This is a genomic window from Streptomyces sp. SLBN-118 (assembly GCF_006715635.1).
Lineage (GTDB): Bacteria > Actinomycetota > Actinomycetes > Streptomycetales > Streptomycetaceae > Streptomyces.
Map to the genome: position 1 here is coordinate 2,607,401 of NZ_VFNP01000002.1, position 26,846 is coordinate 2,634,246.

General features: G+C 69.7%; 18 protein-coding genes. 2 read left to right on the forward strand and 16 right to left on the reverse strand.

Annotated features, from left to right (window positions below; all coding sequences use genetic code 11):
- Window positions 1-49: 49 nt before the first annotated feature.
- Entirely contained in the window at window positions 50-1,405 is a 1,356-nt protein-coding gene (locus FBY35_RS30340) for a glycosyltransferase (protein WP_222123186.1), read from the forward strand.
- Window positions 1,402-3,525 (forward strand): glycosyltransferase family 4 protein, encoded by a 2,124-nt coding sequence (locus FBY35_RS30345; RefSeq protein WP_142217139.1) that lies wholly within the window; start codon window positions 1,402-1,404, stop codon window positions 3,523-3,525. Before FBY35_RS30340 ends, FBY35_RS30345 begins: the two co-directional genes overlap by 4 nt.
- A gap of 77 nt (window positions 3,526-3,602) precedes the next feature.
- On the opposite strand, the gene galE is transcribed toward FBY35_RS30345, so the two are convergent.
- The 16 genes from galE to FBY35_RS30425 all read right to left on the reverse strand — a co-directional run bounded on the left by galE (window position 3,603) and on the right by FBY35_RS30425 (window position 26,659).
- Window positions 3,603-4,583 (reverse strand): UDP-glucose 4-epimerase GalE, encoded by a 981-nt coding sequence (gene galE, locus FBY35_RS30350; protein ID WP_142217140.1) that lies wholly within the window; start codon window positions 4,581-4,583, stop codon window positions 3,603-3,605.
- 79 nt (window positions 4,584-4,662) lie between these two features.
- On the reverse strand, window positions 4,663-5,946 hold the full coding sequence (locus FBY35_RS30355) for a nucleotide sugar dehydrogenase (protein WP_142217141.1): 1,284 nt from the start codon (window positions 5,944-5,946) through the stop codon (window positions 4,663-4,665).
- The gene (locus FBY35_RS30360) at window positions 5,943-7,592 is read right to left on the reverse strand and encodes a glycosyltransferase (RefSeq protein ID WP_142217142.1); all 1,650 of its coding nucleotides are present in this window, start codon (window positions 7,590-7,592) and stop codon (window positions 5,943-5,945) included. The genes FBY35_RS30355 and FBY35_RS30360 overlap by 4 nt, the downstream gene beginning before the upstream one ends.
- Window positions 7,593-7,603: 11 nt before the next feature.
- Window positions 7,604-8,620, reverse strand: coding sequence for a Gfo/Idh/MocA family protein (locus tag FBY35_RS30365; protein WP_142217143.1), 1,017 nt, complete (start codon window positions 8,618-8,620; stop codon window positions 7,604-7,606).
- Window positions 8,617-9,735, reverse strand: a complete 1,119-nt coding sequence (locus tag FBY35_RS30370) for a DegT/DnrJ/EryC1/StrS aminotransferase family protein (protein ID WP_142217144.1) — start codon at window positions 9,733-9,735, stop codon at window positions 8,617-8,619. Before FBY35_RS30370 ends, FBY35_RS30365 begins: the two co-directional genes overlap by 4 nt.
- 332 nt (window positions 9,736-10,067) lie before the next feature.
- The gene (locus tag FBY35_RS30375) at window positions 10,068-13,964 is read right to left on the reverse strand and encodes an Rne/Rng family ribonuclease (protein ID WP_142217145.1); all 3,897 of its coding nucleotides are present in this window, start codon (window positions 13,962-13,964) and stop codon (window positions 10,068-10,070) included.
- Window positions 13,965-14,195: 231 nt separating this feature from the next.
- Window positions 14,196-15,017: a TIGR03936 family radical SAM-associated protein gene (locus tag FBY35_RS30380; protein ID WP_142217146.1), complete on the reverse strand. Its 822-nt coding sequence runs from the start codon at window positions 15,015-15,017 to the stop codon at window positions 14,196-14,198.
- 126 nt (window positions 15,018-15,143) lie between these two features.
- Window positions 15,144-16,328: a hypothetical protein gene (locus FBY35_RS30385; protein WP_142217147.1), complete on the reverse strand. Its 1,185-nt coding sequence runs from the start codon at window positions 16,326-16,328 to the stop codon at window positions 15,144-15,146.
- Between the two features lie 6 nt (window positions 16,329-16,334).
- Window positions 16,335-16,868 (reverse strand): GNAT family N-acetyltransferase, encoded by a 534-nt coding sequence (locus FBY35_RS30390; protein ID WP_142217148.1) that lies wholly within the window; start codon window positions 16,866-16,868, stop codon window positions 16,335-16,337.
- Between the two features lie 73 nt (window positions 16,869-16,941).
- Window positions 16,942-18,867 (reverse strand): TIGR03960 family B12-binding radical SAM protein, encoded by a 1,926-nt coding sequence (locus FBY35_RS30395; protein WP_142217149.1) that lies wholly within the window; start codon window positions 18,865-18,867, stop codon window positions 16,942-16,944.
- A gap of 54 nt (window positions 18,868-18,921) precedes the next feature.
- Complete coding sequence (locus tag FBY35_RS30400; RefSeq protein WP_142217150.1) at window positions 18,922-20,457, reverse strand: CYTH and CHAD domain-containing protein; 1,536 nt, start codon at window positions 20,455-20,457, stop codon at window positions 18,922-18,924.
- Window positions 20,458-20,507: 50 nt separating this feature from the next.
- On the reverse strand, window positions 20,508-21,710 hold the full coding sequence (gene rodA, locus FBY35_RS30405) for a rod shape-determining protein RodA (protein WP_142217151.1): 1,203 nt from the start codon (window positions 21,708-21,710) through the stop codon (window positions 20,508-20,510).
- 3 nt (window positions 21,711-21,713) lie between these two features.
- Entirely contained in the window at window positions 21,714-23,879 is a 2,166-nt protein-coding gene (gene mrdA, locus FBY35_RS30410; RefSeq protein ID WP_142217152.1) for a penicillin-binding protein 2, read from the reverse strand.
- 13 nt (window positions 23,880-23,892) lie between these two features.
- On the reverse strand, window positions 23,893-24,561 hold the full coding sequence (mreD, locus tag FBY35_RS30415; protein WP_142217153.1) for a rod shape-determining protein MreD: 669 nt from the start codon (window positions 24,559-24,561) through the stop codon (window positions 23,893-23,895).
- Between the two features lie 13 nt (window positions 24,562-24,574).
- A complete protein-coding gene (gene mreC, locus FBY35_RS30420; protein WP_142217154.1) occupies window positions 24,575-25,528 on the reverse strand; it encodes a rod shape-determining protein MreC in 954 nt (317 codons plus the stop codon).
- 111 nt (window positions 25,529-25,639) lie between these two features.
- Window positions 25,640-26,659: a rod shape-determining protein gene (locus FBY35_RS30425; RefSeq protein ID WP_142218247.1), complete on the reverse strand. Its 1,020-nt coding sequence runs from the start codon at window positions 26,657-26,659 to the stop codon at window positions 25,640-25,642.
- Between the last annotated feature and the right edge of the window lie 187 nt (window positions 26,660-26,846).

The window sequence follows — 26,846 nt, forward strand, 5'->3', positions numbered from 1 at the left end:
TTATCTCGCCATCGGCTTCCCGCCGGCTGCAAAAAGCAGCGCCTACCGCATGCGCGAGACGGCGAACCAGTTCTGCTACGCAGGCTGGGACGTCACCGTCGTCAATATCGCCCAGGAGTCCTGGGAGCGGGACTCGGGTGTCGACCTGACCCTTCTGGAGCAGGTCGACCCGCGGGTGAAGATCGTCGAGCTGCCGCTGTCCCGTGAGGACCTGGAAACGGACATCCGGCTCTACAGCGAGGACCGCGCGCTCAACCCCAACAGCTGGGTGTCGCGGCTGCGCAAGCGGCAGCAGAAGACGTTCCCCGAGCCGAACTTCGGCGAGTGGCGCGGCGATCTGGAGCAGGCGGTGCTCGACATCCACCGGGAGCACCCGGCGGATCTGCTCGTTGCCAGCTGTGTTCCGTACGTGAATCTCGCCGCGGCCTGGAAGCTCTGGGAAGAGGCCAAGGTCCCGTACGCCGTGGACTTCCGCGACGGCTGGTCCATCGATGTGATCACCGGCATCGAGGCGTTCACCAAGGACTCCGAGATGGGCCGCTGGGAACAGAAGGTCCTCGACAACGCGGTCTCGCTGTGGGTGGTCAACGACCCGATCGCCGACCACTACCGCGCCCGTTACCCGGAGTTCGCCTCCCGTGTCGAGGTCGTGCGCAACGGCTACGACGCGGACAGCTCGCCCGGCCGCGCCCACAACCCCGACCCCGAGTCGGGTCTGGTCTTCGGCTACCTGGGCACGGTCAACTTCACGCCCGCGCACCTGGAGACGGTGCTCAACGCCTGGCGCGCGGCCCGTGAGAAGGAGCCGCTGCTCGCCAACGCGCGCTTCGAGGTACGCGGCCACATCGGCAACGGAGCGGGCCGCGAGGCCAACAAGCACTCCGAGATGCTAAAGCAGGCCGAAGCGGACGGCGTGTTCTTCGGCGGTCCCGCCGCCAAGGCCGAGGTCTCCTCCATCTACGCCCGCTGGGACGCCATGGTGCTCATCCTGATCGGCGGTCGCTTCGTGACCTCCGGCAAGGTGTACGAGTACATGGCCACGGGCCTGCCGATCGTCTCGGCGCACGTCGTCGAGCACGACGCCTCGAACGTTCTCAACGGTCATCCCCTGTGGACCGGTGCCGTCGGGATCGACGAGGAGGGACTGACGGAGTCCTTCGTGAGGGCGGCCCACATGGCCGTCGAGACGAGCGACGAGGTTCACGCGGAAGCGATGGCGCACGCCGACCAGTTCACCCGCGAGGCCCTGATGTCGGTCGCCGTGAAGAACCTCGTCGACCGGCTCGCCGCCGAGCACGGTGTACAGGCCGCGCCCGCGGAGGGCGTCGTCCCCCAGACTGCCGAAGCCACGGATGTGGACGACCTCTCATCGAAGTCGATCGTCGCCGGAGGATCCACCCAGTGACCGATGTGTTGCTCGTCGCCGCCGCCCAGCCGCAACTCGGCGTGCTGGCCGGCGCGGTGCAGAAGTTCCGCGCCCAGGGCGCGCGCGTCTACCTGGCCTGTGCCTTCGACACGAAGACCTGCCAGGAGGAGATCGACCGGCTCGAACTGGACGGGTACCAGCCACTGCCGTACGGCATAGGGCATCTGCGCACCGCGACCCGCCGCAAGCTGCGCAAGCTTCCGGCGAGCCGTCGCCTGTGGATCCAGATCCGCCGCAATCCGTGGCTTCGCCGCCACGGCCTGGGAGCGCACCAGCTCGTCGCACTCGACGCCAACGCCGTGTACACGGTCTGGCGGCTGTCCCAGTACACCGACGCGGACGCCAGTTTCGGCATCGCGCCGGCGCTGCGGGCCCTGTCGGACCCGCAGCGGTCCTCGGCCCCGGTCAAGCGCCGGACGCTCCCGCCGCGCTCGGTGATCGTCGGCGACGTACGCCGCCAAGCCAAGGCGCTGCCCGAGACCGTGATCCGTACGGCCACGGCGCGTCCCCTGATGCGCAGCAGCGTCGGTGCCCGGCTGTGGCGCACCGCGCTCGGCGCACCCGGTGTTCCGGCCAACGTCCGGGCGCGTCTGTCCCGCCAGGTGGCCGAGGGCATGCGCTGGGCAGGCCGGCCGGGCGGCGCGACGCTCGCGCTGACCACTGCCGCACAGAGCATCTCGAACCGCACGATCAAGGCGGGGCTGCTGGACGAGGCGGCCAAGACCGAGCTGAAGCGGGGTGTCCCGCCGCGCGCTCTGGACAGCACGCTCAAGGAACTGCTGACCGCCTCGGACGAAGAGTTCAAGGCGGGCGATCCCGCGACCGCGGCGTCCACGCTGGACCGTGCCCTCGTCCTCGGTTTCCACCGTGTCATCCACATCGACCAGCTCAGCTCGCCGCTGGCCGGCGACCCGGCCGCCTTCTCGGCGCCGGTGCACGCCTCGGCGGTCATGAAGAAGATCCAGCAGCCGCAGGGCAGGAAGACCCCGGCCGCGACGCCTCCGAAGGACCGGCCGCTGCGGCTGCTGGTCACCACGAGCGCCAACGACAACTTCCTCAAGCTGATCCTGTCCCACTACGAGGCCCACCAGGGCGTCGAGGTCCGCTACCTGGACCTGGCGTCCACCACGGCCATGAAGCGCATCGCATGGGCCGGCCGGCGGATGATAGAGAACCGTCTCGGGGGCGACGCGCTCTACGCGGAGCAGGTCGAGCAGCTGATGCGGCCCCATCTGGACTGGGCCGACACGGTGTTCCTCGACTGGTGTGTGGCGCCGGCCGTGATGCTCACGACGATCGACCCGGGCGACACCCGGATCGTGGTCCGGCTGCACAGCTACGAGGCCTTCACCCGGTGGCCGCACCTGGTGGACTTCTCCCGCGTGGACGACCTCATCTACGTCGCCGACCATGTGCAGGACCTGACGACCGCTCTGGTGCCGCAGCTCCGCGGTCCCGAGGCGCCTCGTACGCACATGATCGACAACGCCATGGACCTGAGCGCCTTCAACCGCGCGAAGCCCGCCGACGCCCGCTTCAACCTCGGGCTCATCGGTGTCTCCCAGGTGGCGAAGGACCCGCTGTGGGCCATCGACGTCCTGGAGCGCGTACGCAAGCAGGACGAGCGCTACCGGCTGCTGCTGGTCGGCGGGGACATGGATCCCAAGACCAGCCGTGCCACCAGCGACTACCTGAAGGAGTTCGAGAGGCAGCTCGAGCCGCTGGTGGAGTCCGGTGCCGTGGTACGTCTCGGGCCGACGGACGACGTACCGTCCGCGCTGACCGGGATCGGCACGATCCTGAGCTCGTCGGTGCGTGAGGGCTGCCACGTCGGTCTGATGGAGGGCGCGGCGAGTGCCGCCGTCCCCGTCGTCCGCGACTGGCCGTTCTACGCCGGACGCGAGCACAGCGCCCGCACCCTCTACCCCGAGGGCTGGGTCGTCGGCTCCCCCGAGGAGGCCGCGAAGCGGATCCTGGAGACCACGGCGACCGAGGAGAGCTGGCGCAACGCGGGCAAGCTGGCCTCCGAGCACGCGCTGTCCGCGTGGGACTGGCCGGTGGTGAGCCGCCGCTTCGACGAGCTGCTGCTCGGCGAGTAGGGCTGTTGAGGCAGTACGTCGAAGGGCCCCCGGGATGTCCCGGGGGCCCTTCGACGTACGTGCGGGGTGCGAGCGGGTCAGCCGCGAGCCTCCGGGTGGCGCAGGCACCAGCCCTCCCACGCCGAAGTCACCATCGCGCGCACATCGTGGCGGGCCTCCCAGCCGAGTTCCCCGCGGATGCGGTCGGCGGCGGCCACGACACGGGCCGGATCGCCCGGCCTGCGGTCCGTGACCTCGGCCTTGCTGTCCGCGTGCCCGGTGACGTCAAGGATGATGTCGACCATCTCCGCGACCGAAACCCCTTCGCCGCGGCCGATGTTGAGGACCAGCGAGGCCGAGGGGTCCGCGGCGAGCCGCCGCGCCGCCGCGACATGCGCGGAGGCGATGTCCTCGACGTGGATGTAGTCACGGATGCAGGTGCCGTCGGGCGTCGCGTAGTCGTCGCCGAAGATGCGCGGCGGCTCGCCCGCGGTGAGGCGCTCGAAGACCATCGGCACGAGGTTGAAGATGCCCTCGTCGCCCAGCTCCGCAGAGGCCGCGCCGGCGACGTTGAAGTAGCGCAGGGAGGCGGTCGCCATGCCGTGCGCCCTGCCGACGGCGGTGACCAGCCATTCACCGGCGAGCTTGGTCTCGCCGTACGGGCTCATCGGCAGACACGGCGTCGCCTCGGTCACCAGGTCGACGTCGGGCATGCCGTAGACGGCCGCCGACGAGGAGAAGAGGAACCGGCCGACGCCTGCCGCTGCCGATGCTTCGAGAAGGGTCCGCAGACCCTCGACGTTCTCGCGGTAGTAGAACAGGGGCTTCTCGACCGATTCGGCGACCTGCTTCTTGCCCGCGATGTGTACGACTCCGGTGATCGCGTGCTCGGCCAGGACACGGCCGAGCAGCTCACGGTCGAGGACGGAGCCGACCTCCAGCCGCACACCCGCGGGCAGCCGGCCGGCGCTGCCGGTGCTCAGATCGTCGAGGACGACGACGCTCTCGCCACCGTCGGTCATCGCCTTCACCACATGGGAGCCGATGAATCCGGCGCCGCCCGTGATCAGCCACGTCATGTCAATTCCCCTTGCGGAACGGCCCCGTCCCGGTGACTCGGGACGGGGCCTGTGTGTTGCTCCAGTACTGCGTACTACATCAGCCGCCGATGACGACCCGGCGTACGCCTTCCCAGCGCGCCGGGTCGGTGGTGCGCCGCCCGTCGACCAGGACGCGGACGTCCGGCAGGTCGGACGCGGCCAGCTCACGGTACTCGGCGTGGTCGGCCTGCAGGATCGCGGCGGTGACGGTCTGGCCCTCGTGCGGGGTCAGACCGTGCGCGGTGAGCTCGTCGGCCGTGTACATCGGGTCCGACACGAAGGGCACCGCACCGCGCGCCTTGAGCGCCTCGACGGTCGGGAAGACGCCGGAGAAGGCCGTCTCCTTCACACCGCCGCGGTAGGCGGCGCCGAGCACCAGCACACCCACACCGTCCAGGTCGCCGTAGGCGGCGGCCAGCAGGTCGACGGCGTACTCCGGCATGGCGGCGTTCGCCTCGCGCGCCGAGCGCACGACGGTGGCCTCCGGGTCGTTCCACAGATACATCCGCGGGTAGATCGGGATGCAGTGGCCGCCGACGGCGATGCCGGGCTGGTGGATGTGGCTGTAGGGCTGCGAGTTGCAGGCCTCGATGACCTTCTTGACGTCGATGTCGTTCTTGTCGGCGAAACGGGCGAACTGGTTCGCCAGGCCGATGTTGACGTCGCGGTAGGTGGTCTCGGCGAGCTTCGCCAGCTCGGAGGCCTCGGCGGTGCCGAGGTCCCAGACGCCGTTCGGCTGCGCCAGGTCCGCACGCTCGTCGAAGTCGAGCACCTGCTCGTAGAACTCCACACCGTGCTTCGTGGAGGCCTCGTCGATACCGCCGACGAGCTTCGGGTAGCGGCGCAGGTCGGCGAAGACCCGGCCGGTGAGCACCCGCTCCGGCGAGAAGACCAGGTGGAAGTCCTTGCCCGCGGTGAGACCCGATCCCTGCTCCAGCATCGGGGCCCAGCGGGTGCGGGTGGTGCCGACCGGCAGGGTGGTCTCGTACGAGACGAGGGTGCCGGGCCTCAGACCAGCGGCGATCGCCTTGGTTGCGGAGTCCATCCAGCCGAAGTCCGGCACGCCCTCGGCGTCCACGAACAGCGGGACGACGACCACGACGGCGTCGGACTCGGCGACGGCCGAGGCGGTGTCGGTGGTCGCGGACAGCAGCCCGGCGCCGACGGTCTCCTTGAGAAGACGGTCGAGGTCGTGTTCGCCCGGGAAGGGCTCGGTGCCGGCGTTGACCAGCTCGACGACCTTCTCGTTGACGTCGGCGCCGATGACCTTGTGGCCCTTGGCGGCGAACTGGACGGCGAGCGGCAGGCCGATCTTGCCCAGCGCGACTACACAGATATTCATCGGGTCAGTTTCCTCTTCACACGGGACAGCAGGGCGCGCAGGCGCGGGACACGGGACAGCAGGGAGCGCAGGCGCGTGGCCCAGCCGATTCTGGGCTCCCACAGGGGGGCAGTGGTGATGACCAGCCGTCCCTTGGGGTTCGCGTTGGCGGAGACGCGGTAAGGGATGGTCTCCCGCCACCGCCGTGCGAGCGGCAGCGGCAGCCCGCAGGTCTTCACCGGGATCTCGTACATCGAGCCTGCCACGTCCAGGTGGACGCGGACGCCGAGCTTGGCCCGCTGCGGCTCGACCGGGATCCGGGCCCGGAGCAGGGTGCCGCTTCCGTCGGGCATGGGCTCGCGGCTGAACTCGCCCACAGGCGCGGGCAGTTTGTGCCCGTCCAGCAGTTTGCGGCCGCCCGCCTTGTCCGAGCTCTTGGGCATGGCGCCGTTCACCAGACGGATGACGGCAGAGTCGGTGTCCCCCACCACACCGGCCCGTACGGCAACAGCGAGCGTCAGCTGATCTCCGGTCTGCTCCCATTCGGCAGAGACCAGGCCGGTGGCATCGGCCAGCACCGCGGGAAGGGACGCGGCGTCCGCCTCGAAGAGGCGGTCGGGCAGGTCCAGCCCAGCGGTGCGGAACCCCGGGTAGCGGACGAAAGCGCGGCCGTCCTCGACCAGGACCGGCGCCCCGGCCTCGTCGGTGATGGCCTGCACAAGCTCCTCGACCGCGCCCCGCTGGGCCAGCCCGATCCGCACCCGCCGCTTGACGTCCATGGAGTCACGCAGCGCGTCCGTGAAGTACTCGTCCGCGAGACGGGCGATACCGGCGCACACCTCGACGCGGGTCTGGGCGTCCAGCGACGGGAAGTCCTCCTGGACGAGCTTCGCGAGCTCCCAGGTGAAGTGCCGCTTGAGGAGGTGGTCCCGCTGAGGGCCCGCCTCGACGAGCCCGGCCGCGTGCTTCATGATCTCGGCCGTGCAGCGCAGCCGCGACAGATGATCGGCACGGTAGGTGATGTTGCTGGAGTCCCCGCGCCTCACGGCGTAGTAGCACGTGTAGTCCGCCATCACCGAGATCTTCCGGGCCCGGACACACGCCTCGATCGTGAAGGGCATGTCACTGCCGACCGGGAGGTCCTCGGGAAAGCGCAGCTTGTACTTGTCCACCAGCTCACGGCGGAACAGCTTGGTGTTGGCCAGCGTGAACGGCAGCTCCGAGTCGTACAGACTGATGTCCGGGTCGCTCTTCCTGAAGAGCGCCTGGTGGACATAGCGGCCGTTCGTGCCGACCATTTTGCCGATCACGACGTCGGAGTCGTGCTTGTCGGCGTACGCCACCATCCGCGCCAGCGCCTCTTTGCCGAGGTGGTCGTCGGCGCCGATGAAGTAGACGTAACGTCCGGTGGCCACGTCCAGCGCCCTGTTGCTGGGCGCGGCCGGACCACCGGAGTTCGCCTGGTGGATCACCGTGACGGTGTCCGGGTACTTCTTCGCGAACCGGTCGAGCTCCGCTCCGCTCTCGTCCGTGGAACCGTCGTCGACGGCCACGATCTCGAGCCTGTCCCGGCCAATGCTCTGCCCGACAAGGGAGTTAAGGCATTCCGTCAGATACGGCATCGTGTTGTACACGGCGACGACGACGGTGACATCAGGACTGGTCAAGGCTCCTCGCCCTACTGGGCCGCGGGGTACGCGGAGAGATCGACGGTGATGCCCGTGGCGGCGGACTCCAGAACGGCTGCTGCGACCTCGACCGTACGAAGACCCTGGCGCAGCGTGCAAATGTCGTGCGACTTCCCGAGGACGGCGTCACGGAAGAGTTCGTGCTCGACCAGCAGCGGCTCGCGCTTCGGGATGGCGTAACGGATCATGTCGCCCTCGGCGACACCGCGGAAGGCCTGCAGCGCCTCCCACTCGGTGGCCTGGGCGGCGTTGGAGTAGAAGGTCAGGTCGGCGGTGAGGGTGTCCGCGATGAAGCAGCCCTTCTCGCCGGTGACCGAGGTGAAGCGCTCCTTGAGCGGGCTCAGCCAGTTGACCAGGTGGTTGACCATGGTGCCGTCGGAGAGCTGACCGACCGCGGAGACCATGTCCTCGTGCGGACGGCCCGACTTGGAGACCGTACGCGCGGAGATCGAGGTGTACGTCTGACCGGTCACCCAGCCCGTGAGGTCGATGTCGTGGGTGGCGAGGTCCTTGACCACGCCGACATCGGCGATGCGGTGCGGGAAGGGGCCCTGGCGGCGGGTGACGACCTGGTAGACGTCGCCGAGCTCGCCGGCCTCCAGGCGCTGGCGCAGGGAGCGCAGCGCCGGGTTGCAGCGCTCGATGTGGCCGACGCCGGCGACCAGGCCGCGCGACTCGAAGGCATCGACGAGGCGGCGGGCGCCCTCGACGGTGTCCGCGACGGGTTTCTCGACGAGCGCGCCGACTCCGGCCTCGGCGAGTTTGAGGCCGACCTCCTCGTGCAGGGCGGTCGGGCACGCCACCACTGCGTAGTCGATGCCGAGCGCGATGAGCTCCTCGACGGTCGACAGCACCGGGGCGCCCTGGCCCCAGCCGTTCTTGTCACCCATCGGGTCGACGACGGCGACGAGTTCGACGCCCTCCAGGCCGGCGAGTACGCGGGCGTGGTGGCGGCCCATCGAGCCGATGCCGATCAGGCCGGCCCTCAGTCCCTGGGCGGTGGTCACAGGTTCTCTCCAAGCTCGTTCACGGCGGTGACGATCCGCTCGAGGTCCTCCGCGGACAGCGAAGGGTGCACCGGCAGGGAGACGACCTCGGCCGCCGCACGCTCGGTCTCGGGCAGGTCCCAGTTACGGCCGGCCTTCTGGTCCGGCTCCCAGTACGGCTTCAGCCGGTGGATCGGGGTCGGGTAGTAGACGGCGTTGCCGACGCCCGCCTCGGTGAGCTTCGCCATGGCGGCGTCGCGGTCTCCGGCGACCCGGATCGTGTACTGGTGGTAGATGTGACGCGCGCCCTCGGCGACGGTGGGCGTCTGCACGTTCGGCGCGGTGATGTGCTCGGTGAGGTACGCGGCGTTGGCGATGCGCCGCTCGGTCCAGCCGCCCAGCTTCGACAGCTGTACGCGGCCGACGGCGGCCGCGACATCGGTCATCCGCATGTTGGCGCCGACGATCTCGTTGGCGTACCGCTGCTCCATGCCCTGGTTGCGCAGGAGGCGCAGGGTTCGGGCGGTCTCGGCGTCGGCAGTGGAGATCATGCCGCCCTCGAGGGAGTGCATGTTCTTGGTCGGGTAGAAGCTGAAGGTGCCACCCGAGCCGAACGCGCCGACGGGGGTGCCGTTCAGCGCGGCGGCGTGTGCCTGGCAGGCGTCTTCGACGACGGCCAGTTTGTGCTTGGCGGCGATGGGCATGAGCTTGTCCATCGCGGCGGGGTGGCCGTACAGGTGGACCGGCATGATCGCGGCGGTGCGCGGGGTGATCGCGGCCTCGACGGCGGCGGGGTCCAGGCCGAAGCTGCCCGGCTCGATGTCTGCGAAGACGACATCGGCGCCGACAAGGCGGACGGCGTTCGCCGAGGCGGCGAACGAGAACGAAGGCACGATTACTTCGTCACCCGGGCCGATGCCCAAGGCCAGCAGAAGGAGGTGCAGTGCGGAGGTACCCGAGTTGACGGCCACGCAGTGGCGCCCCTCGACGAGCTCCGAGAAGCCCTCCTCGAACGCGGCGACTTCGGGGCCCTGTACGACCCTGCCGCTGCGCAGTACGCGTACTGCGGCCTCGATCTCTTCCTCACCGATGACCGGGCGTGCAGCGGGGATGGGCTGCTGGTTGCTGCTCGTCATGGACGTCCTCCTTGAACACCGCAAGAGCTCTATGTGGCAGAGGTCAGGGGCGGAGCGGACGTCTCACGAGGCCGCGCATACCCCTCCGGCGCAAAGCCAACGCCCTACCGAGGATCTGGGACCGGTCTTGTCCCGAACCGGGCCGGTCACCCACCGTAGTGTCCGGAACGGGGCCCTCACCCGGCAGCGACCGCCGTCACATTATCAGGGATTTCCTAGTCAATTTCGGGGCTGTTAACGCAGCCCTGCATCGATTCGGCGACAAAAACCGTGTCCCACCCCGCAGTCTGCGAGATGGGACACGGTGCGTTCACTGAAGGCTCATCAACTGTTCAGCTCTCAGTGGTCGCCGTCACTGTGGGCAGCGACTGCTGCTCGGCCGCCGCGGTGGACTTCTTCGCACCGGCCTTCTTCGCAGTCGTCTTCTTCGCCGCGGTCTTCTTGGCCGCCGTCTTCTTGGTGGCGGCCTTCTTCGCGGTCGCCTTCTTGGCGGTCTTGCGTGCGGCCTTCTTGGCAGGAGCGCCGTCGGCCCCGGCCTCCGGCTCCGCCTGGGGCTCGGCCGTCGCGGGAACCACGACGATCGCGGCCTCCTCGGCGCCCGACGGCGAACCGGCGGGAGCGGTGACCTTGCGGGTCACCCGGCGGCGCGCACGCGGCGGTGCCGAGACGGGAGCCTCATCGGAGACGGCGGCCTCCGGCTCGGCAACCGGCGCCTCGGCCTTGGGAGCCTCAGCCTTGGCCTCGATGACCACCTCCGCGTCGACCGGAGTCGTCTCGGCCGCCTTCGGGGCACCGGCCGGAGCCGTCGCCTTACGGGTGGCCCGGCGGCGAGTGCGGCCCGCCGGAGCGGCCTCGGGAGCGGGCGCCTCATCGGAGACGGCGGCCTCCGGCTCGGCAACCGGCGCCTCGGCCTTGGGAGCCTCAGCCTTGGCCTCGATGACGACCTCGGCCTCGGCCGCGGGGGCCGCGGCCTTCGGCGCACCGGCCGGAGCGGTGACCTTGCGGGTCGCCCGGCGGCGGCCACGGCCGCGCGTGGCGGCGGCCTCGGCCTCGGCGGCGCTGCTGTACAGCTCCTCGTCCGGCACGAACTCAGGCTCCGCCAGCGCCACCGGGGCAGCCACCTCGGCGGCAACCTCCGCCTCGGTCTCTGCCTCGGCTGCCTCGGTCTCTGCCGCGACCTCGGCTGCTGCCTCCTGCTCCTGGACCTGCTCCGCGCCGCCGCGGCCGCGCTTCTTGGAGCGCTTGCCGCCACCGCCACCGGGGGCGGTCGGCTGCTCCATGTGCACGATCACGCCACGGCCGTTGCAGTGGACGCAGGTCTCGGAGAAGGACTCCAGCAGACCCTGGCCCACCCGCTTACGGGTCATCTGGATCAGGCCCAGCGAGGTGACCTCGGCCACCTGGTGCTTCGTACGGTCACGGCCCAGGCATTCGAGCAGACGGCGCATGACCAGGTCGCGGTTGGACTCCAGGACCATGTCGATGAAGTCGACGACGACGATGCCGCCCAGGTCGCGCAGCCGCAGCTGGCGCACGATCTCCTCGGCCGCCTCCAGGTTGTTCCTGGTGACGGTCTCCTCGAGATTGCCGCCCTGACCGGTGAACTTGCCGGTGTTGACGTCGATCACGACCATGGCTTCGGTCTTGTCGATCACCAGCGAACCGCCGCTCGGCAGCCAGACCTTGCGGTCCAGCGCCTTCATCAGCTGCTCGTCGATCCGGTAGGTCGCGAAGACGTCGACCTCGGACGTCCACTTGGACAGCCGGTCGGTCAGGTCCGGGGCTACATGGTTGACGTACCCGTGAATGGTCTGCCAGGCCTCGTCGCCGCTGACGATGACCTTTGTGAAGTCCTCGTTGAAGATGTCGCGGACAACCCGGACGGTCATGTCCGGCTCACCGTAGAGAAGGGTCGGGGCGTTGGAGCTGCCGCCCTTGGCCTTCTTCTGGATGTCTTCCCACTGCCCCTGCAGACGCTCGACGTCGCGGCGCAGCTCGTCCTCGCTCGCGCCCTCGGCGGCGGTACGGACAATGACGCCCGCGTCCTCGGGGACGATCTTCTTGAGGATGGTCTTCAGACGGGCGCGCTCGGTGTCGGGCAGCTTGCGGCTGATACCGGTCATCGAGCCCTCGGGCACATAGACCAGGTAGCGGCCGGGCAGCGAGACCTGGCTGGTCAGGCGGGCGCCCTTGTGGCCGATCGGGTCCTTGGTCACCTGGACGAGGACCGACTGGCCGGACTTGAGAGCGGCCTCGATCCGGCGCGGACCGTTGGCCATGCCCAGCGCCTCGAAGTTGACCTCACCCGCGTACAGAACGGCGTTGCGTCCCTTGCCGATGTCGACGAACGCGGCCTCCATGGACGGCAGTACGTTCTGCACCTTGCCCAGGTAGACATTGCCGACGTAGGAGGTCGCCTGCTCCTTGTTGACGTAGTGCTCGACGAGCACGTTGTCCTCGAGGACGCCGATCTGGGTGCGCTCACCGCTCTGGCGGACGACCATCACACGCTCGACGGCCTCGCGGCGGGCGAGGAACTCGGCCTCGGTGATGATCGGCACACGACGGCGGCCCTGCTCGCGGCCCTCGCGGCGCCGCTGCTTCTTCGCCTCCAGACGCGTCGAGCCCTTGATCGACTGAACCTCGTCGGACGGCTCGTCGCTCTTGGCGCGGGCGGGGCGCGGCTCGCGGACCTTGACGACCGTACGCTCCGGGTCGCCGGAAACGGTCTCCTCGCCCTCGGCGGGCTCACCGCTGCGACGGCGACGGCGACGGCGGCGACGGCTGCTGGAGGTTCCGGCGGCCGAGGGAGTCTCGTTCTCGCCCTGTTCCTCCTCGGCCTCTTCGTCGTACTGGGCCTCTTCGGCGGCGGGCTCCTCGGAAGGCTCCTCCGAGGTCTCGTCGGTGTCGGCGGGCTCACCGCGGCGACGGCGACGGCCGCCACGGCGGCGACGACGCGAGGGGCGCTCGTCGAACTCGTCCGACTCCTCGCCCTCGGTCTCCGCCTCGGTCTCCGCCTCGGTCTCCGGCTCGGCCTGCTGCGCGGGGGCTTCGGCCGGCTCGGCGGCCTCACCACGGCGGCGACGGCGGCGACGGCCCGCGGGCTCGGGGGCGGCGGTCTCGGCCACCGGCTCCGCGACGTCCTCGTCCTCTTCCGGCTCCGTGTCCACGGCAGCGGCGGCGGCCGCGGCGGCCGTCTCCGGCGTCTGGAACATGGGCTCTGTGAAGACGGGGGCCTGGAACACGGCCACGGCGGGCCGGCCGGCCCGGCGACCGCGTGCGGGCGCCTCGGACTTCTCGCTCTCGGCCTTCTCGGGCTCTGCCTTGGCCGGCTCCGCCTTCGCGGGCTGGGCGAACTCGGGCGTGACGGCGCGACGGCGCGTACGCCCCCGGGTGGCCGCCTTCTCGGCGGCCGCGACCTCGGCCTCGGCGGAGGTGATCTGGGCGACGGTGCCGGTGGGCAGGCTCTCGCCCGCCTCGACGACATCCTCGTCCGCCTCGGCCTCGACGGCCTGCGTGGCGGGTGCGGTGACCTTGCGAGTGGCCCGACGACGGCTGCGCGGCGCGGCGGTCTCGGCCTCCGGCTCAGCGGCAACCTCAGGCGCCTCGGCGCTCTCCGCCGCCTCCACAGGCTGCGGCGCACCGGCGGGCGCTGATGCCCGACGGCGGGCACGGCCACGCGGCGCGGGAGCCTCGGCCTCGGTCTCGTCCTCGGCGGGCTCGGTGGCAGCGGGCTCGACAACCGGCTCGGGAGCGGTCACCTGGCGGGTGGCACGGCGGCGGGTGCGCGGCGCGGCGGCCTCGGCCTCCGGCTCGGCGGCTGTCTCGGGGGCCTCTGCGGGCTCCGGGGCGCCGGCGGGCGCGGTGACCTTACGGGTCGCACGACGACGGGTGCGCGGCGCGGCGGCCTCGGCCTCCGGCTCGCCGGCGGTCTCCTGGGCCTCGGGGGCCTCTGCAGGCTGCGGCGCCCCGGCGGGCGCGGTCGCCTTGCGGGTGGCACGACGACGCGTACGCGGCGCGGCGGCCTCGGTCTCGCTCTCCGCGACATCGGCCACGACAGGGGTCTCGGCGACGTCCGCCGTGACCTCAGCGGCCGTGGAATCCGCGGCCACCGTCGGCGGCCCTGCGGGACGCGATGCTGCACGGCGCCTGCGGCGCGGCGGCAGCGTATCGCTGGGTGAATTGTTCTCGGTCTCTCCGGCGGTGCCGGATTCGTTCGGCTCGTGCATGCGGGCGGTTCTCCCGTCACGCTCCCGGGCGCCACGCCTGATTCCGGTCCGGTCACGGCCCGCGTGATGTTCGCGGTGCCGCCGTCCGGGGCGCGGGCGCCGCACGGGAGCTGATGTATGGCTCGCCGGTTCCGTACGCGATGTACGTACGGCCTGGCGAAAGTCTCCTGTCAGTGCGCGGCCCGACCCAGGTGGCTCCCGAGTACCAGGGCTGCGCTACAACGACTGCCCTTACGCGGCGGGACCCGGCGCCGTCGCGGCGGCGATTCCGGCGGCCGTGGGTGTAGCGGCCGGAAATGCCTCGCGGTCGGGCGCGAGCGGGTCGGTCACCGTGCCGGACTCCTCGTCGAAGAGCCCCTGCGCCAGCCTGGTCACCGCTGCGGGGACCGGCGGCGCCAGGTCGGCCACAGCTCGGAGACCGGACAGGACGTCGTCGGGTCGCACGGCAGGTGTTACGTGCCGAACAACCAGCCGCAGTATCGCACAGCGCCCGTCCCCCGGCCTATTGATGTCGGCGGCGGCAGCCGCGCCGGTGGAGCCGACGCCGGCGTCGGACGGTGAATGGAGCGCCTGCAGGTCTGCCACGGCGCCTCGTGCGTCGAAGGTCCGCATGCCGTTCTTCGTCTTGCGCTCGACCTCTACGGTCTCGGCAGCGAGGAAGGCGGACACGGCCCGTGAAGCGTCGTCGGCTTCCACCCCGTCGAGCCGAAGCTCCCACACGGAAGCGGTGAGCCGGTCGGCGAGCCCGGACGTACGGGCTTCGACGGCGTCGGTGATGTCGAGCCCCCCGGGCAGCGACTCGTCAAGCAGCTCACGCAGCTTGTCGGGATCGCGGTGCTCGGTGAGGGCGATCTCCAGATACTCGGCCTCACTGCCCGTGCCGGTGGGTGCGGCATTGGCGTAGGAGACCTTGGGGTGCGGGGTAAAGCCCGCCGAGTACGCCATGGGCACCTCGGCACGGCGCAGCGCCCGCTCGAAGGCACGCTGGAAGTCTCGATGGCTGGTGAACCGGAGGCGGCCGCGCTTGGTGTAGCGCAGTCGGATGCGCTGCACCGCCGGTGCGGGCGGCGGGCCTTCGGGCTGTCGCTTGCCCAGTGGTTCTTCTCCTCGGTGCGGGGCGGGCGCGGGGGGCGCGCCGCCCTCGGACGTGCGGGGGTGTTCCCTGGGGGCCTGACCGGCTCACCCCTGCTTGTGCAGGGAGATCTCGGGTTCGGCCGCCGCGCCGGGAACGGTCCGTGTTTGTTGCGTATCACCCAGCCTACGCGCCTGCCGCGCCACCGGTTCCCCGGGCACGGTCGCAGGTGGCCCGCCGACCAGCGCCCTCCAGGCCTCTCGCCTGGCCTGTCGTACCGTCTCGCGGGCCGATCGCAGCGCTCCCCGGGCGGCCCGTCCCGCCTCGACGGCGGCCTTCTTCGCCGGACGCCAGATCCCGTCGCGCAGCGCGTGCCCGACGGGGGTGCAGACGACCTGGTAGAACCAGCGCACCGGGCGGCCGACCAGATTCCGGGCGAGCCACTTCAGGGCCATGCCGACGGCGTGCGAGAGGTATCCGGCGATGCGCCAGGCGAAAGCGAAGGCGTCGGCGATCTCGCGTCCGACGGGGGCGAGGATGCGCCGGTAGACCCAGGCGACAGGCGTCACCAGCAGTGTCACGACCAGCCAGACGACCGCCACCCACACCCCGCGGCAGACGGCGGCGATGCCGCGTCCCGTCACGCTGAGCAGCCAGGCAATGCCGTGGCCGAGCGGCGTCAGCAACTGCCGGTAGACCCACACCACGGGAACCACCAGCCCGTACGTCACCACCGGCACCACGACATACCGCCACAGCAGCACCCACGGCCACACGAAGAGCGCGTTGCCCAGCCGGCCGAGCACGGCGGCGATGCCGTGCCCGACCGGGATGAGCAGCCGTCGGTGGAGCCAGCGCGCGGGCGCGAGCAGCAGGTTCTCGACGAGCCAGGCAATGCCGTGGCCGAGCGGTGTCAGCAACTGCCGGTAGACCCACACCACCGGCACCACCAGCCCGTACGTCACCACCGGCACCACGACATACCGCCACAGCACCACCCACGGCCACACGAACAACGCCTTGCCGAGGAAGAGCGCGAGGGGTGCGAGCACGCTCTCGTACAGCCGGACCAGAGCGCGGCATGCCGGCCTCAGCAGGACGCGGTCCAGGGCGACCCCGCAGACGACGAGCAGGTCCCACAGCATCCGTACGGGAACGACCACCAGCAGCACCACGATCCGCACCGGGACCCGGACGACCGTGGTCAGACACCCCTCGCCTGGCTGGTAGTGGGCGGGCGCCTGATGACTCCCGTATGCCTGGGGGGACTTCTCGTACTCCATGTCAGCCATGACGCGCTACGACCCTGTCCGGATCCAGTACCGGCGCTTTCCCCCGCGCTCGTCCTCCAGGATCCCGTGATTCGCCTCAATGACCTTGCGGGAAGCGGTGTTGGTGGTGTCGCAGGTGAGGAGCACGCGATCAAGGCCGAGGGAGCGCGCACAGGGAAGGGCGTCACGGAGCATCGCCGTTGCATACCCCTTCCGTCGTGCGCCGGGCCGCACGCCGTAACCGATGTGCCCGCCGGCTTCACGCAGGAACGGGGTGAGGCGGTGCCGTATCTGGATACGCCCGAGATAGGTGCCCCCGTCCACATACCAGTACCAGCTGGCAGGCACGAAGCCCTCGGGCCGGCGGCCCTCCTCCAGCTCCTCCTCGCGGATCGCGGCGACATAGCGCGCGAAGCCGTCGGGCTCGTGCCAGGTCCCGCCGTACTCCCTGAGCTCCCTGATGAGGGTGTCGCCGAAGAACTCGCCCCGGGCGACGTCCTCGCGCATGGCCTCGACGAAGGAGACACGGAAACGGACTTCAGGCGTCACGAGCTGCGGCATCGCGCCATTGTGCCGGGACGCGCGAGGGCCCGGCCACGGGGATTTCCCCTGTGGCCGGGCCCTTCCCCGAGCTCTACTTGACGACCGTCAGCGGCAGCAACTTCTTGCCGGTCGGGCCGATTTGGATGTCCAGGCCGAGCTGAGGACAGACGCCACAGTCGAAGCACGGCGTCCAGCGGCAGTCCTCGACCTCGGTCTCGTCGAGCGCATCCTGCCAGTCCTCCCAGAGCCAGTCCTTGTCGAGACCGGAGTCAAGGTGATCCCAGGGCAGGACCTCCTCGTAGGTGCGCTCGCGGGTGGTGTACCAGTCGACGTCCACACCGAACTCGGGCAGCGTCTTGGCGGCACACGCCATCCAGCGGTCGTACGAGAAGTGTTCACGCCATCCGTCGAAGCGGCCGCCGTCCTCGTAGACGGCGCGGATGACGGCACCCACCCGGCGGTCGCCGCGCGAGAGCAGCCCCTCGACGATGCCGGGCTTGCCGTCGTGGTAGCGGAAGCCGATGGAACGGCCGTACTTCTTGTCGCCGCGGATCTTGTCGCGCAGCTTCTCCAGGCGGGCGTCCGTCTCCTCGGCGCTCAGCTGCGGGGCCCACTGGAAGGGGGTGTGCGGCTTGGGCACGAAGCCGCCGATGGAGACCGTGCAGCGAATGTCGTTCTGGCCGGAGACCTTTCGGCCCTCGGCGATGACCTTGACCGCCATGTCGCCGATCTGGAGCACGTCCTCGTCGGTCTCGGTGGGCAGGCCGCACATGAAGTACAGCTTCACCTGGCGCCAGCCGTTGCCGTACGCCGTCGAGACGGTTCGGATCAGGTCCTCTTCGGAGACCATCTTGTTGATGACCTTGCGCATCCGCTCGGAGCCGCCCTCGGGGGCGAAGGTCAGACCCGAGCGACGGCCGTTGCGGGTCAGCTCGTTGGCCAGGTCGACATTGAAGGCGTCGACCCGGGTCGACGGCAGCGAGAGGCCGATCTTGTCTTCCTCGTACCGGTCGGCCAGACCCTTGGCGATGTCGCCGATCTCGCTGTGGTCCGCGGAGGACAGCGACAGCAGTCCGACCTCCTCGAAGCCGGTCGCCTTGAGGCCCTTCTCGACCATGTCGCCGATGCCGGTGATGCTTCGCTCCCGTACGGGGCGCGTGATCATGCCGGCCTGGCAGAAGCGGCAGCCGCGGGTGCAGCCGCGGAAGATCTCCACCGACATCCGTTCGTGGACGGTCTCGGCGAGGGGCACGAGCGGCTGCTTGGGGTAGGGCCACTCGTCGAGGTCCATGACGGTGTGCTTGGACACACGCCACGGCACGCCCGACTTGTTGGGGACGACGCGGCCGATGCGGCCGTCGGGCAGGTACTCGACGTCGTAGAAGCCCGGAACGTAGACATTGCCCGTTCTGGCGAGGCGGAAGAGGACCTCTTCGCGCCCGCCCGGCCGGCCTTCGGCCTTCCACTCGCGGATGATCCCGGTCATGTCGAGGACGGCCTGCTCGCCGTCGCCGATGACCGCGCAGTCGATGAACTCCGCGATCGGCTCGGGGTTGAAGGCAGCGTGGCCTCCCGCGAGGACGATCGGGTCGTCGATCGTCCGGTCCTTGGCCGCCAGCGGGATGCCCGCGAGATCGAGTGCGGTGAGCATGTTGGTGTAGCCGAGCTCGGTGGAGAAGCTCAGCCCGAAGACGTCGAAGGCCTTCACCGGACGATGGGAGTCCACGGTGAACTGCGGGACCTTGTGCTCCCGCATCAGCTCTTCGAGGTCCGGCCAGACGCTGTACGTGCGCTCGGCCAGCACGCCCTCGCGTTCGTTCAGTACCTCGTAGAGGATCATGACGCCCTGGTTGGGCAGTCCGACCTCGTACGCGTCGGGGTACATGAGCGCCCAGCGCATATCGCAGGCGTCCCAGTCCTTGACGGTGGAGTTGAGTTCACCGCCGACGTACTGAATGGGCTTCTGCACGTGCGGCAGGAGGGCTTCCAGGCGGGGGAAGACCGACTCGACAGGCATCGCGGTGTCTCTCGTGGAGGCGGGCTGGGGTGACCATCAAGCGTACCTTGACGCTCAGCCGGTCAGGTCCGCCCGAAGTTTCGGGGCCGAAGCCTTCTCCCACACCCCCGGCAGCTCCGCCTCGCGCTGCGCCGCGGCCGCCTCCTCCTGGCCGTAGAGCAGTCCCCAGGCGAAGGCGGACTCCCCGGCCGCATGCGCCTGGATGGCGAGATTCCGCAGGGCCTCGCGGGCGACGACGCTGTCCTGGTGATCGCCGAGAACCTTCTGCACGGCCTTCATCCGCTTGGTGAACCTCTTGGCCGGCTTGCCGAGCAGGGGCGTCGCCGCCTCGCCCGCGTACCTGGCGCGCTTGGCGGCCTTACGGGCGTCGTGCATGGCCAGGTCCCTGGCCTCGCCGGACGGGAGTTCCAGGGCGTGGTGGATCCGCCCCTCCAGCCGGGCGTAGTCATTGATCACAGCCGCGGGGATCACCCTGGCGGCCGCGCCGCCGGCCGCCTTCAGCAGCGGTGGGTCGGCGAGCAGGGTGTCCAGGGACTCCAGAAGCGCGAGGTAGCGCCTGCTGTCGAGCACGGCGACTGCCTTGCGACGGGCGCCCGAGCCGTGGGCGACGCTCCACAGCCGCAGCCTCCCGCGCACGGGGCCGAGGAGCAGGGTCCTGGGCACGTCGTCGATCCTCGACTTGAGCCGTTCGGCGAGGACCTCCTGGTCCCGGGCGACACCGAGTTCGGCGGCGAGCCACTTGAGTTCCTCGCCGACCGGGTCGGTGACGGACCGGTCGAGGACCTTCCGGAATGTCTTGAAGGCGCTGCGCATCCGCCGGGTGGCGACCCGCATCTGATGGACGGAGTCGGGCAGATCGCGGCGTACGGCGGGGTCGTAGGCGAGCAGCGCGTCGGCCTGTTCCCGCACATAGGCGAGTACTTGGCCGCCGGCGGTCTCCGGGCCGGGATCGGCGGGCGGGGACGGCTGCTGCGGGGCGCGCTCGCCCTTGGGGGCGGTGTCCGCCAGCGCCCTCGCCAGCTTCGACGGCGCGGCGGCGGGCGCCAGTCCCGCCTTGCGGAACTTCTTGTCGACCGTGTCCAGGAAGGAGGGGTCACCGCCGTCCGCGAGCTCGACCTCGATCTCGTCCCAGGCGGCCTTGCCGCCGCCTTCGGTGAGGCGATCCGCACGGACGGAGTCCCGGCTCAGCTCGGCGAGGAGCGTGCCGTCGCCGTCCAGAAGGTGGCGGATGTCCCGGGAGGACCGCAGCCGTACGACGGGCACGAGTTCGGCGTCCCGGGTGCGGGCCCGGACCAGCCTGGTCAGACCGCCCGGGACCGTGTCGGACAGGGTCGCGGTGATCTCTTCGCGTACGCCTGGTGCGACGGGAAGTTTGAGGTGCCAGCCCGCGTCGCTCCCGCCCGTTCTGCGCCGCAGGGTGATCGAAGCGGCGGCGAGCCGCAGGTCCGCGGTGTCGTAGTAGACGGCGTCCAGCTCGACGACGCCCTTGTCGACGACAGCGGAGACCCCGGGCACCTTGCCGGGATCGGGCAGCCGGGTCTCGGGAGTGGCTTCGTACTTCCGCTCGATCTCACGCTTCGTGTCCGCCATGAACCGAATCTAGTCGCCCGGACGACCGCGCGGCAGCCCAAAATGTTCACCTAAGCCGTTATCGGCCTCTGAACACGGATCGACTGGAGCAGTCCGATGGCGATCCAGACCGCGAACATCGACGTGCCTCCGTACGACACGAACGGCAGCGGCAGACCAGCCACCGGCATGATGCCGAGCGTCATGCCGACGTTCTCGAACGACTGGAACGCGAACCAGGCGATGATCCCGGCGGCGACGATCGTGCCGTACAGCTCGGTCGTCTCGCGCGCGATCCGGCAGGCGCGCCACAGCACGATGCCGAGCAGCAGAAGGATCAGACCCGCACCCAGGAAGCCGAGTTCCTCGCCCGCGACGGTGAAGACGAAGTCCGTCTGCTGCTCGGGCACGAACTGGCCGGTGGTCTGCGAGCCCTTGAACAGGCCCGTGCCGGTCAGCCCGCCCGATCCGATCGCGATCCTGGCCTGGTTGGTGTTGTAGCCGACACCGGCCGGGTCCAGCTCCGGGTTGGCGAACGCGGCGAAGCGGTTGATCTGGTACTCGTCGAGCAGTCCGAGGGCCGTGACCAGCACCGCGCCGATGACCCCGGCGCCGATGAGCCCGAGGATCCAGCGGTTGGACGCGCCCGAGGCGAGCAGCACCCCGAGCACGATCACCGCCATCACCATGACCGAGCCGAGGTCCGGCATCAGCATGACGATCGCCATCGGAAGGACCGCGAGGCCCAGCGACTTGGCGACCGTCCGGTGGTCCGGATGCGCCAGGTCGCCCGCGTCCACGCGTGCGGCCAGCATCATCGCCGTCCCCAGGATGATCGTGATCTTCACGAACTCCGAGGGCTGGAGGGAGAATCCGCCGCCGATCACGATCCAGGCGTGTGCGCCGTTGATGGTCGCGCCGAGCGGCGTGAGCACCAGCAGGACGAGCACCACGGACAGCCCGTACAGCACCGGTACGGCGCCGCGCAGGGTGCGGTGCCCGAGCCAGATCGTGCCGACCATCAGCGCGAAGCCGATACCGGTGTTGAGGGCGTGCCGGAACAGGAAGTAGTACGGGTCGCCCTGGTTGAGCTCGGTGCGCCCGCGCGTCGCCGACCACACCAGCAGCGAGCCGACGAAGGAGAGTGCGATTGCCGAGAAGAGCAGCGGCCAGTCGAGCCTGCGCACCATGGAGTCACGGGCGCTCAGCTGGGACCACAGGCCGCCGCGGCGGGGCCCGTATCCGGAGACGGAGAAGCCGTTCGTACCGGCCATGGCTCAGTCCCTCCGCGCGGGCGGGCCCGCGAGCTGCTGGGTTTCGTCCGGTTCCTCTTCGGCCGGCCGGTACGGCTTGATCTCCGGGGCGTCGATGGAGCCGTCGGGCTGGATCTTGGGGAGCGCCTTCTGCGGCGCGGGCAGCAGGGCCTTCTTCAGGTCCTGGCCGCCCTTCCCGTCGAGTCCGTACATCGCCTCGTAGATCTTGCGCACGGCGGGACCCGAGGCGCCGGAACCCGTACCACCCTGGGCGATCGTCATGATGATCGTGTAGTCCGGGGTGTACGAGACGAACCAGGAGGTCGTCTGCTTGCCGTAGACCTCCGCCGTACCCGTCTTGGCGTGCATCGGGATCTTGTCCTGCGGCCAGCCGCCGAATCGCCAGGCGGCGGTACCGCGGGTCGCGACTCCCGCGAGGGCTTCGTCTATCTGGCCGCGGGTCTTGGAGTTCATGGGGAGCTTGCCGTGCGACGTGGGTCTGATCTGCCGCACGCTCTTGCCGTCCGCGCTGATGACCGCCTTGCCGATGGTGGGGTTGAAGAGCGTGCCCCCGTTGGCGATGGCGGCGTAGATCGTGGCCATCTGGATCGGGGTGACGAGTGTGTCGCCCTGGCCGATGGAGTAGTTGACGGAGTCACCCGCTCGCATACGGTTGCCTTCGAGGCAGTTCTCGTAGGCGATCTTCTCGACGTAGTCGCCGTTCTTCTTGCCCTGCTTGCACCAGCTGTCCTTGTTGGCCTCCCAGAAGCGCTGCTTCCACTGGCGGTCGGGGACACGGCCGCTGACCTCGTTGGGGAGGTCGATGCCGGTCTCCTTGCCGAGACCGAACTGGTGGGCGGTCTTGTAGAACCAGTCGTTGGGGTGCTTCTTGGGCTTCGTCCCACCGTCCTTCTGCCACTGCTGGTGGGAGAGGGCATAGAAGACGGTGTCGCAGGAGACCTCAAGGGCCTGGCCGAGGGTGATCGAACCGTGGCCCTGGGACTCGAAGTTCTTGAAGACCTGGCCGCCGATCGAGTACGAGCTGGGGCAGGGGTAGTGGCCGTCGAATTCGTATCCGGCGTTGACCGCGGCCGTCGAGGAGATGACCTTGAAGATCGAGCCGGGGGCGGCCTGCCCCTGGATCGCGCGGTTCAGCAGCGGGTAGTTGGAGTCCTTTCCGGTGAGCTTGGCGTAGTCCTTGGCGGAGATGCCGCCGACCCAGGAGTTGGGATCGTAGGTGGGCTGGGAGGCCATCGAGATGATCCGGCCGGTCCTGTTCTCCATCACCACGACGGCACCGGCGTCGGCCTTGTAGTTCTCGTCGGTGTTCTTGTCGAACTCCCCACGGGCCGTCTTCATCGCCTTGTCGAGCTCGTACTCCGCGACGGCCTGGACACGTGCGTCGATGGAGGTGACGAGGTTGGCGCCGGGCTGGGCCTCGTCCTTGGCGGCCTGACCGATGACGCGGCCGAGGTTGTCGACCTCGTAACGGGTGACTCCTGCCTTGCCGCGCAGCTCCTTGTCGTAGGTGCGCTCAATGCCCGAGCGGCCGACCTGGTCGGAGCGCAGGAACGGCGAGTTGGTGTCCTTGGCCTCGGTGATCTCCTCGTCGGTGACCGGCGAGAGATAGCCGAGCACCTGTGCGGTGTTGGCCTTGCCGGGAGCGGTGTAGCGGCGTACGGCGGTGGGTTCGGCGGTGATGCCGGGGAAGTCCTCGGCGCGTTCACGGATCTGCAGGGCCTGCTGCGTGGTGGTCTCGTCGGTGACCGGGATCGGCTGGTAGGGCGAGCCGTTCCAGCAGGGCTGAGGGGTCTTGGCGTCGCAGAGCCTGACCTTGTCCATGACGTCCTTCGGCTTCATGCCGAGGACGGCCGCGAGACGGGTGAGCACGCCCTTGCCGTCGTCGTTCATCTTCATCAGCTCGGTGCGGGACGCGGAGACCACGAGGCGGGTCTCGTTGTCGGCGAGCGGGATGCCGCGGGCGTCGAGGATCTCGCCGCGGACGGCGGGCTGGACGACCTGCTGGACGTGGTTGTTCTTGGCCTCGTCGGTGTACTCCTCGCCGTTGCGGATCTGGAGGTACCAGAGGCGTCCGCCGAGGGTCAGCAGGAGGGAGAAGACGAGTACCTGGATGATCACGAGCCGGATCTGGACCCGGGGGGTCCGCCCGGTCTCCGGAATGTTGCTCACGCTGCCCCCTCGGTCACAGTCGCTTGACTCCCTTGATGCGGCCGGCCCGTGCCGCCCGCGTCCTGGATGCCTTCACCCGCAGTCCGCCGCGCTGAGTGCCGATCCGCAGACCGGTGCCGGAGGAGAGCCAGCCGGAGGCGACGTCGCCGCCGCCGCTGCTCGAACTCTCGGACAGCGGATCGTTCTCGGCGCGTCTGGCGAGGGCCATGATCAGCGGCACGGTGAAGGGCGCGAGCAGCAGGTCGTAGACGGCGGCCGTGAGCAGCAGGCTGCCCAGGCCCACATGGCGGGCCGCGGTGTCGCCGACGAGGGCGCCGACCCCCGCGTACAGAAGCGTCGAGCCGATGGCGGCCGCGACGACCACGACCATCGGTCCGGTGGCGGACTTGAGCTGGCCGTTGTCGGGGCGCACCAGCCCCGCGAGGTAGCCGATGACGCAGAGCACGAGTGCGTAGCGTCCCGCGGCGTGGTCGGCGGGCGGGGCGAGGTCGGCGAGCAGGCCCGCGCCGAAGCCGATGAGGGCGCCGGCCATGTGCCCGTACACGAAGGCGAGGCCAAGAACGACGAGCAGCAGCAGGTCGGGGACGGCGCCGGGGAGTTGGAGGCGGGCGAGGACGGAGACCTGGATGACGAGGGCGACCACGACGAGTGTCGTGGAGAGCAGCATCCGGTTGAAACGCATGACGGATCAGCTCCTACGGCTCGTCGGTCAGGCCGGTCGCGTCCACACCGTCGCCGGGTGACGGGGTGACCGTCACCGTGACCGTCGGTGTGGGCTTCGGGGCCGCGGGCTTGGGCGGCAGGACCGCGTCGCGCGGATCGGACCGGGGTGCCTGGACGACGACGCCGACGATGTCGAGCTTGGTGAAGCCGACGAACGGCCGGACGTAGATGGTGCGGGTCAGGCCGCCGCCGGAGGGGTCGACACGGACGACCTCCCCGACCGGGACACCCGGCACGAACGGCTTGTCGGCCTGCGAGCCGAAGGTGACCAGGCGGTCTCCCTTCTTGACCTTGGACTTGCCGTTGAGCAGCTGTACGGACAGCGGACGGTCGCCCTGGCCGGTGGCGAAGCCCAGTTCGTCGGTCTTCTCCATGCGCGTTCCGACGGTGAAGTCCGGGTCGTTGGCGAGCAATACGGTCGCGGTGTTCGGGCCGACCGTGGTGACGCGTCCGACGAGCCCGTCGCCGTTGAGGACGGTCATGTCCCGCTGGATGCCGTCGCTGGAGCCGACGTCGATGGTCACCGTCCAGGAGAAGCCCTGGGCCGCCCCGATGGCAATGACTTCGGCGCCCTTGATTCCGTACTGTCCCGCGCCGGCCTTCTTGAGCATCTTGTCGAGCTCGCGCACCCGGCTGCGGTTGCGGTCGTCGCTGCCGAGTCTCTGCTTCAGCGCGGCGTTCTCGTGTTCCAGTTGGGTGATGCGGTCGTGGCGCTGTCCGGAGTCCCGCACCGCTCCGATCGCGTTGCCGATCGGGTCGACCGCTGCCGCGACGCCGTTCTCGACCGGTCCGAAGACCGTGGCGGCGGCCTGCCGGGCGCCGTCGACCGGTGAATCCTCGCCCCCGCGGATATCCACCGTGATCAAAGCGAACGCGATGGCGATCAGCAGCACCAGGAGCAGCCGGCTCTCTCGTGTGTCCCTCACGTGCGGCGGCCGTGCCTTCCTCGTAGGAATGTTGATGTCTGTATATCAACGATCCGCCGTACGGGTTGGCAGGCCCCCATACGGCGGATTGTCGCTGGTCCGTCGATGCCGCTAGCGGCGGGGCTGGGCGTCCAGCACCTGCTGGAGCGCCTCGAACTCCTCGACGCACTTGCCGGATCCGAGGGCAACCGAGTCCAGCGGATCCTCGGCGATATGGATGGGCATTCCGGTCTCGCGGCGCAGCCGCTCGTCCAGGCCGCGCAGCAGGGCGCCACCGCCGGTGAGGACGATGCCGCGGTCCATGACGTCGCCGGAGAGCTCCGGCGGGCACTTGTCGAGGGTGGTCTTGACGGCGTCGACGATCGCGTTGACCGGTTCCTCGATCGCCTTGCGGACTTCGGCCGCCGAGATGACGACGGTCTTCGGCAGACCGGAGACGAGGTCACGGCCACGGATCTCGGTGTGCTCGTCCTTGTCCATGTCATAGGCGGAACCGATGGTGATCTTGATGTTCTCGGCGGTCCGTTCGCCGAGCAGGAGCGAGTACTCCTTCTTGATGTGCTGGATGATCGCGTTGTCCAGCTCGTCGCCGGCGACGCGGATGGACTGCGCCGTGACGATTCCGCCGAGTGAGATGACGGCGACTTCGGTGGTCCCGCCACCGATGTCGACGACCATGTTGCCGGTGGCTTCATGGACCGGGAGTCCGGAGCCGATGGCCGCGGCCATCGGCTCCTCGATGATGTGCACCTGTCGGGCGCCCGCCTGCGTCGATGCCTCGATGACCGCGCGGCGCTCGACGCCCGTGATGCCCGAGGGCACACAGACGACGACGCGCGGCCGGGCGAGGTAGCGACGCTTGTGAATCTTCAGGATGAAGTAGCGGAGCATCCGTTCGGTGATTTCGAAGTCGGCGATGACGCCGTCCTTCAGCGGCCGGACGGCAACGATGTTGCCCGGTGTCCGGCCGATCATCTTTTTCGCCTCGGCGCCGACCGCGAGAATGCCGCCCGTGTTGGTGTTGATGGCGACGACGGACGGCTCGTTGAGGACGATCCCCCGGCCCCTGACGTACACCAGCGTGTTGGCGGTCCCGAGGTCGACAGCCATGTCACGGCCGATGAACGACATGTTGTTCCCCATGAGGATGCGTCTGGCCTTCCCAAGTCGAGCGTTGATGGCTTTTTAGGACGGCGAGGTGGGTGCTGTGGCGTGGAGGTTTCATCGTAGTGCCGCCTGCACGGACACCGCGCGGTGAGTCCACCTCTCAATGTGGTGACGAGGTGTCGGGGCGATGAGTTCCCGTAAAGCGCTCTTG

Bases quoted from the DNA above. Each gene is read 5' to 3' on its own strand.
- FBY35_RS30395 (WP_142217149.1), bottom strand. From the start codon at position 18,867: ATGCCTGTCGAGTCGGTCTTCCCCCGCCTGGAAGCCCTCCTGCCGCAC.
- rodA (WP_142217151.1), bottom strand. From the start codon at position 21,710: ATGGCCGGTACGAACGGCTTCTCCGTCTCCGGATACGGGCCCCGCCGC.
- FBY35_RS30340 (WP_222123186.1), top strand. From the start codon at position 50: ATGCGCGAGACGGCGAACCAGTTCTGCTACGCAGGCTGGGACGTCACC.
- FBY35_RS30385 (WP_142217147.1), bottom strand. From the start codon at position 16,328: ATGGCTGACATGGAGTACGAGAAGTCCCCCCAGGCATACGGGAGTCAT.
- FBY35_RS30425 (WP_142218247.1), bottom strand. From the start codon at position 26,659: ATGTCGTTCATCGGCCGTGACATGGCTGTCGACCTCGGGACCGCCAAC.
- FBY35_RS30400 (WP_142217150.1), bottom strand. From the start codon at position 20,457: ATGGCGGACACGAAGCGTGAGATCGAGCGGAAGTACGAAGCCACTCCC.
- FBY35_RS30390 (WP_142217148.1), bottom strand. From the start codon at position 16,868: ATGCCGCAGCTCGTGACGCCTGAAGTCCGTTTCCGTGTCTCCTTCGTC.
- galE (WP_142217140.1), bottom strand. From the start codon at position 4,583: ATGACGTGGCTGATCACGGGCGGCGCCGGATTCATCGGCTCCCATGTG.
- FBY35_RS30375 (WP_142217145.1), bottom strand. From the start codon at position 13,964: ATGCACGAGCCGAACGAATCCGGCACCGCCGGAGAGACCGAGAACAAT.
- FBY35_RS30355 (WP_142217141.1), bottom strand. From the start codon at position 5,946: ATGAATATCTGTGTAGTCGCGCTGGGCAAGATCGGCCTGCCGCTCGCC.
- mreD (WP_142217153.1), bottom strand. From the start codon at position 24,561: ATGCGTTTCAACCGGATGCTGCTCTCCACGACACTCGTCGTGGTCGCC.
- FBY35_RS30370 (WP_142217144.1), bottom strand. From the start codon at position 9,735: ATGACGAGCAGCAACCAGCAGCCCATCCCCGCTGCACGCCCGGTCATC.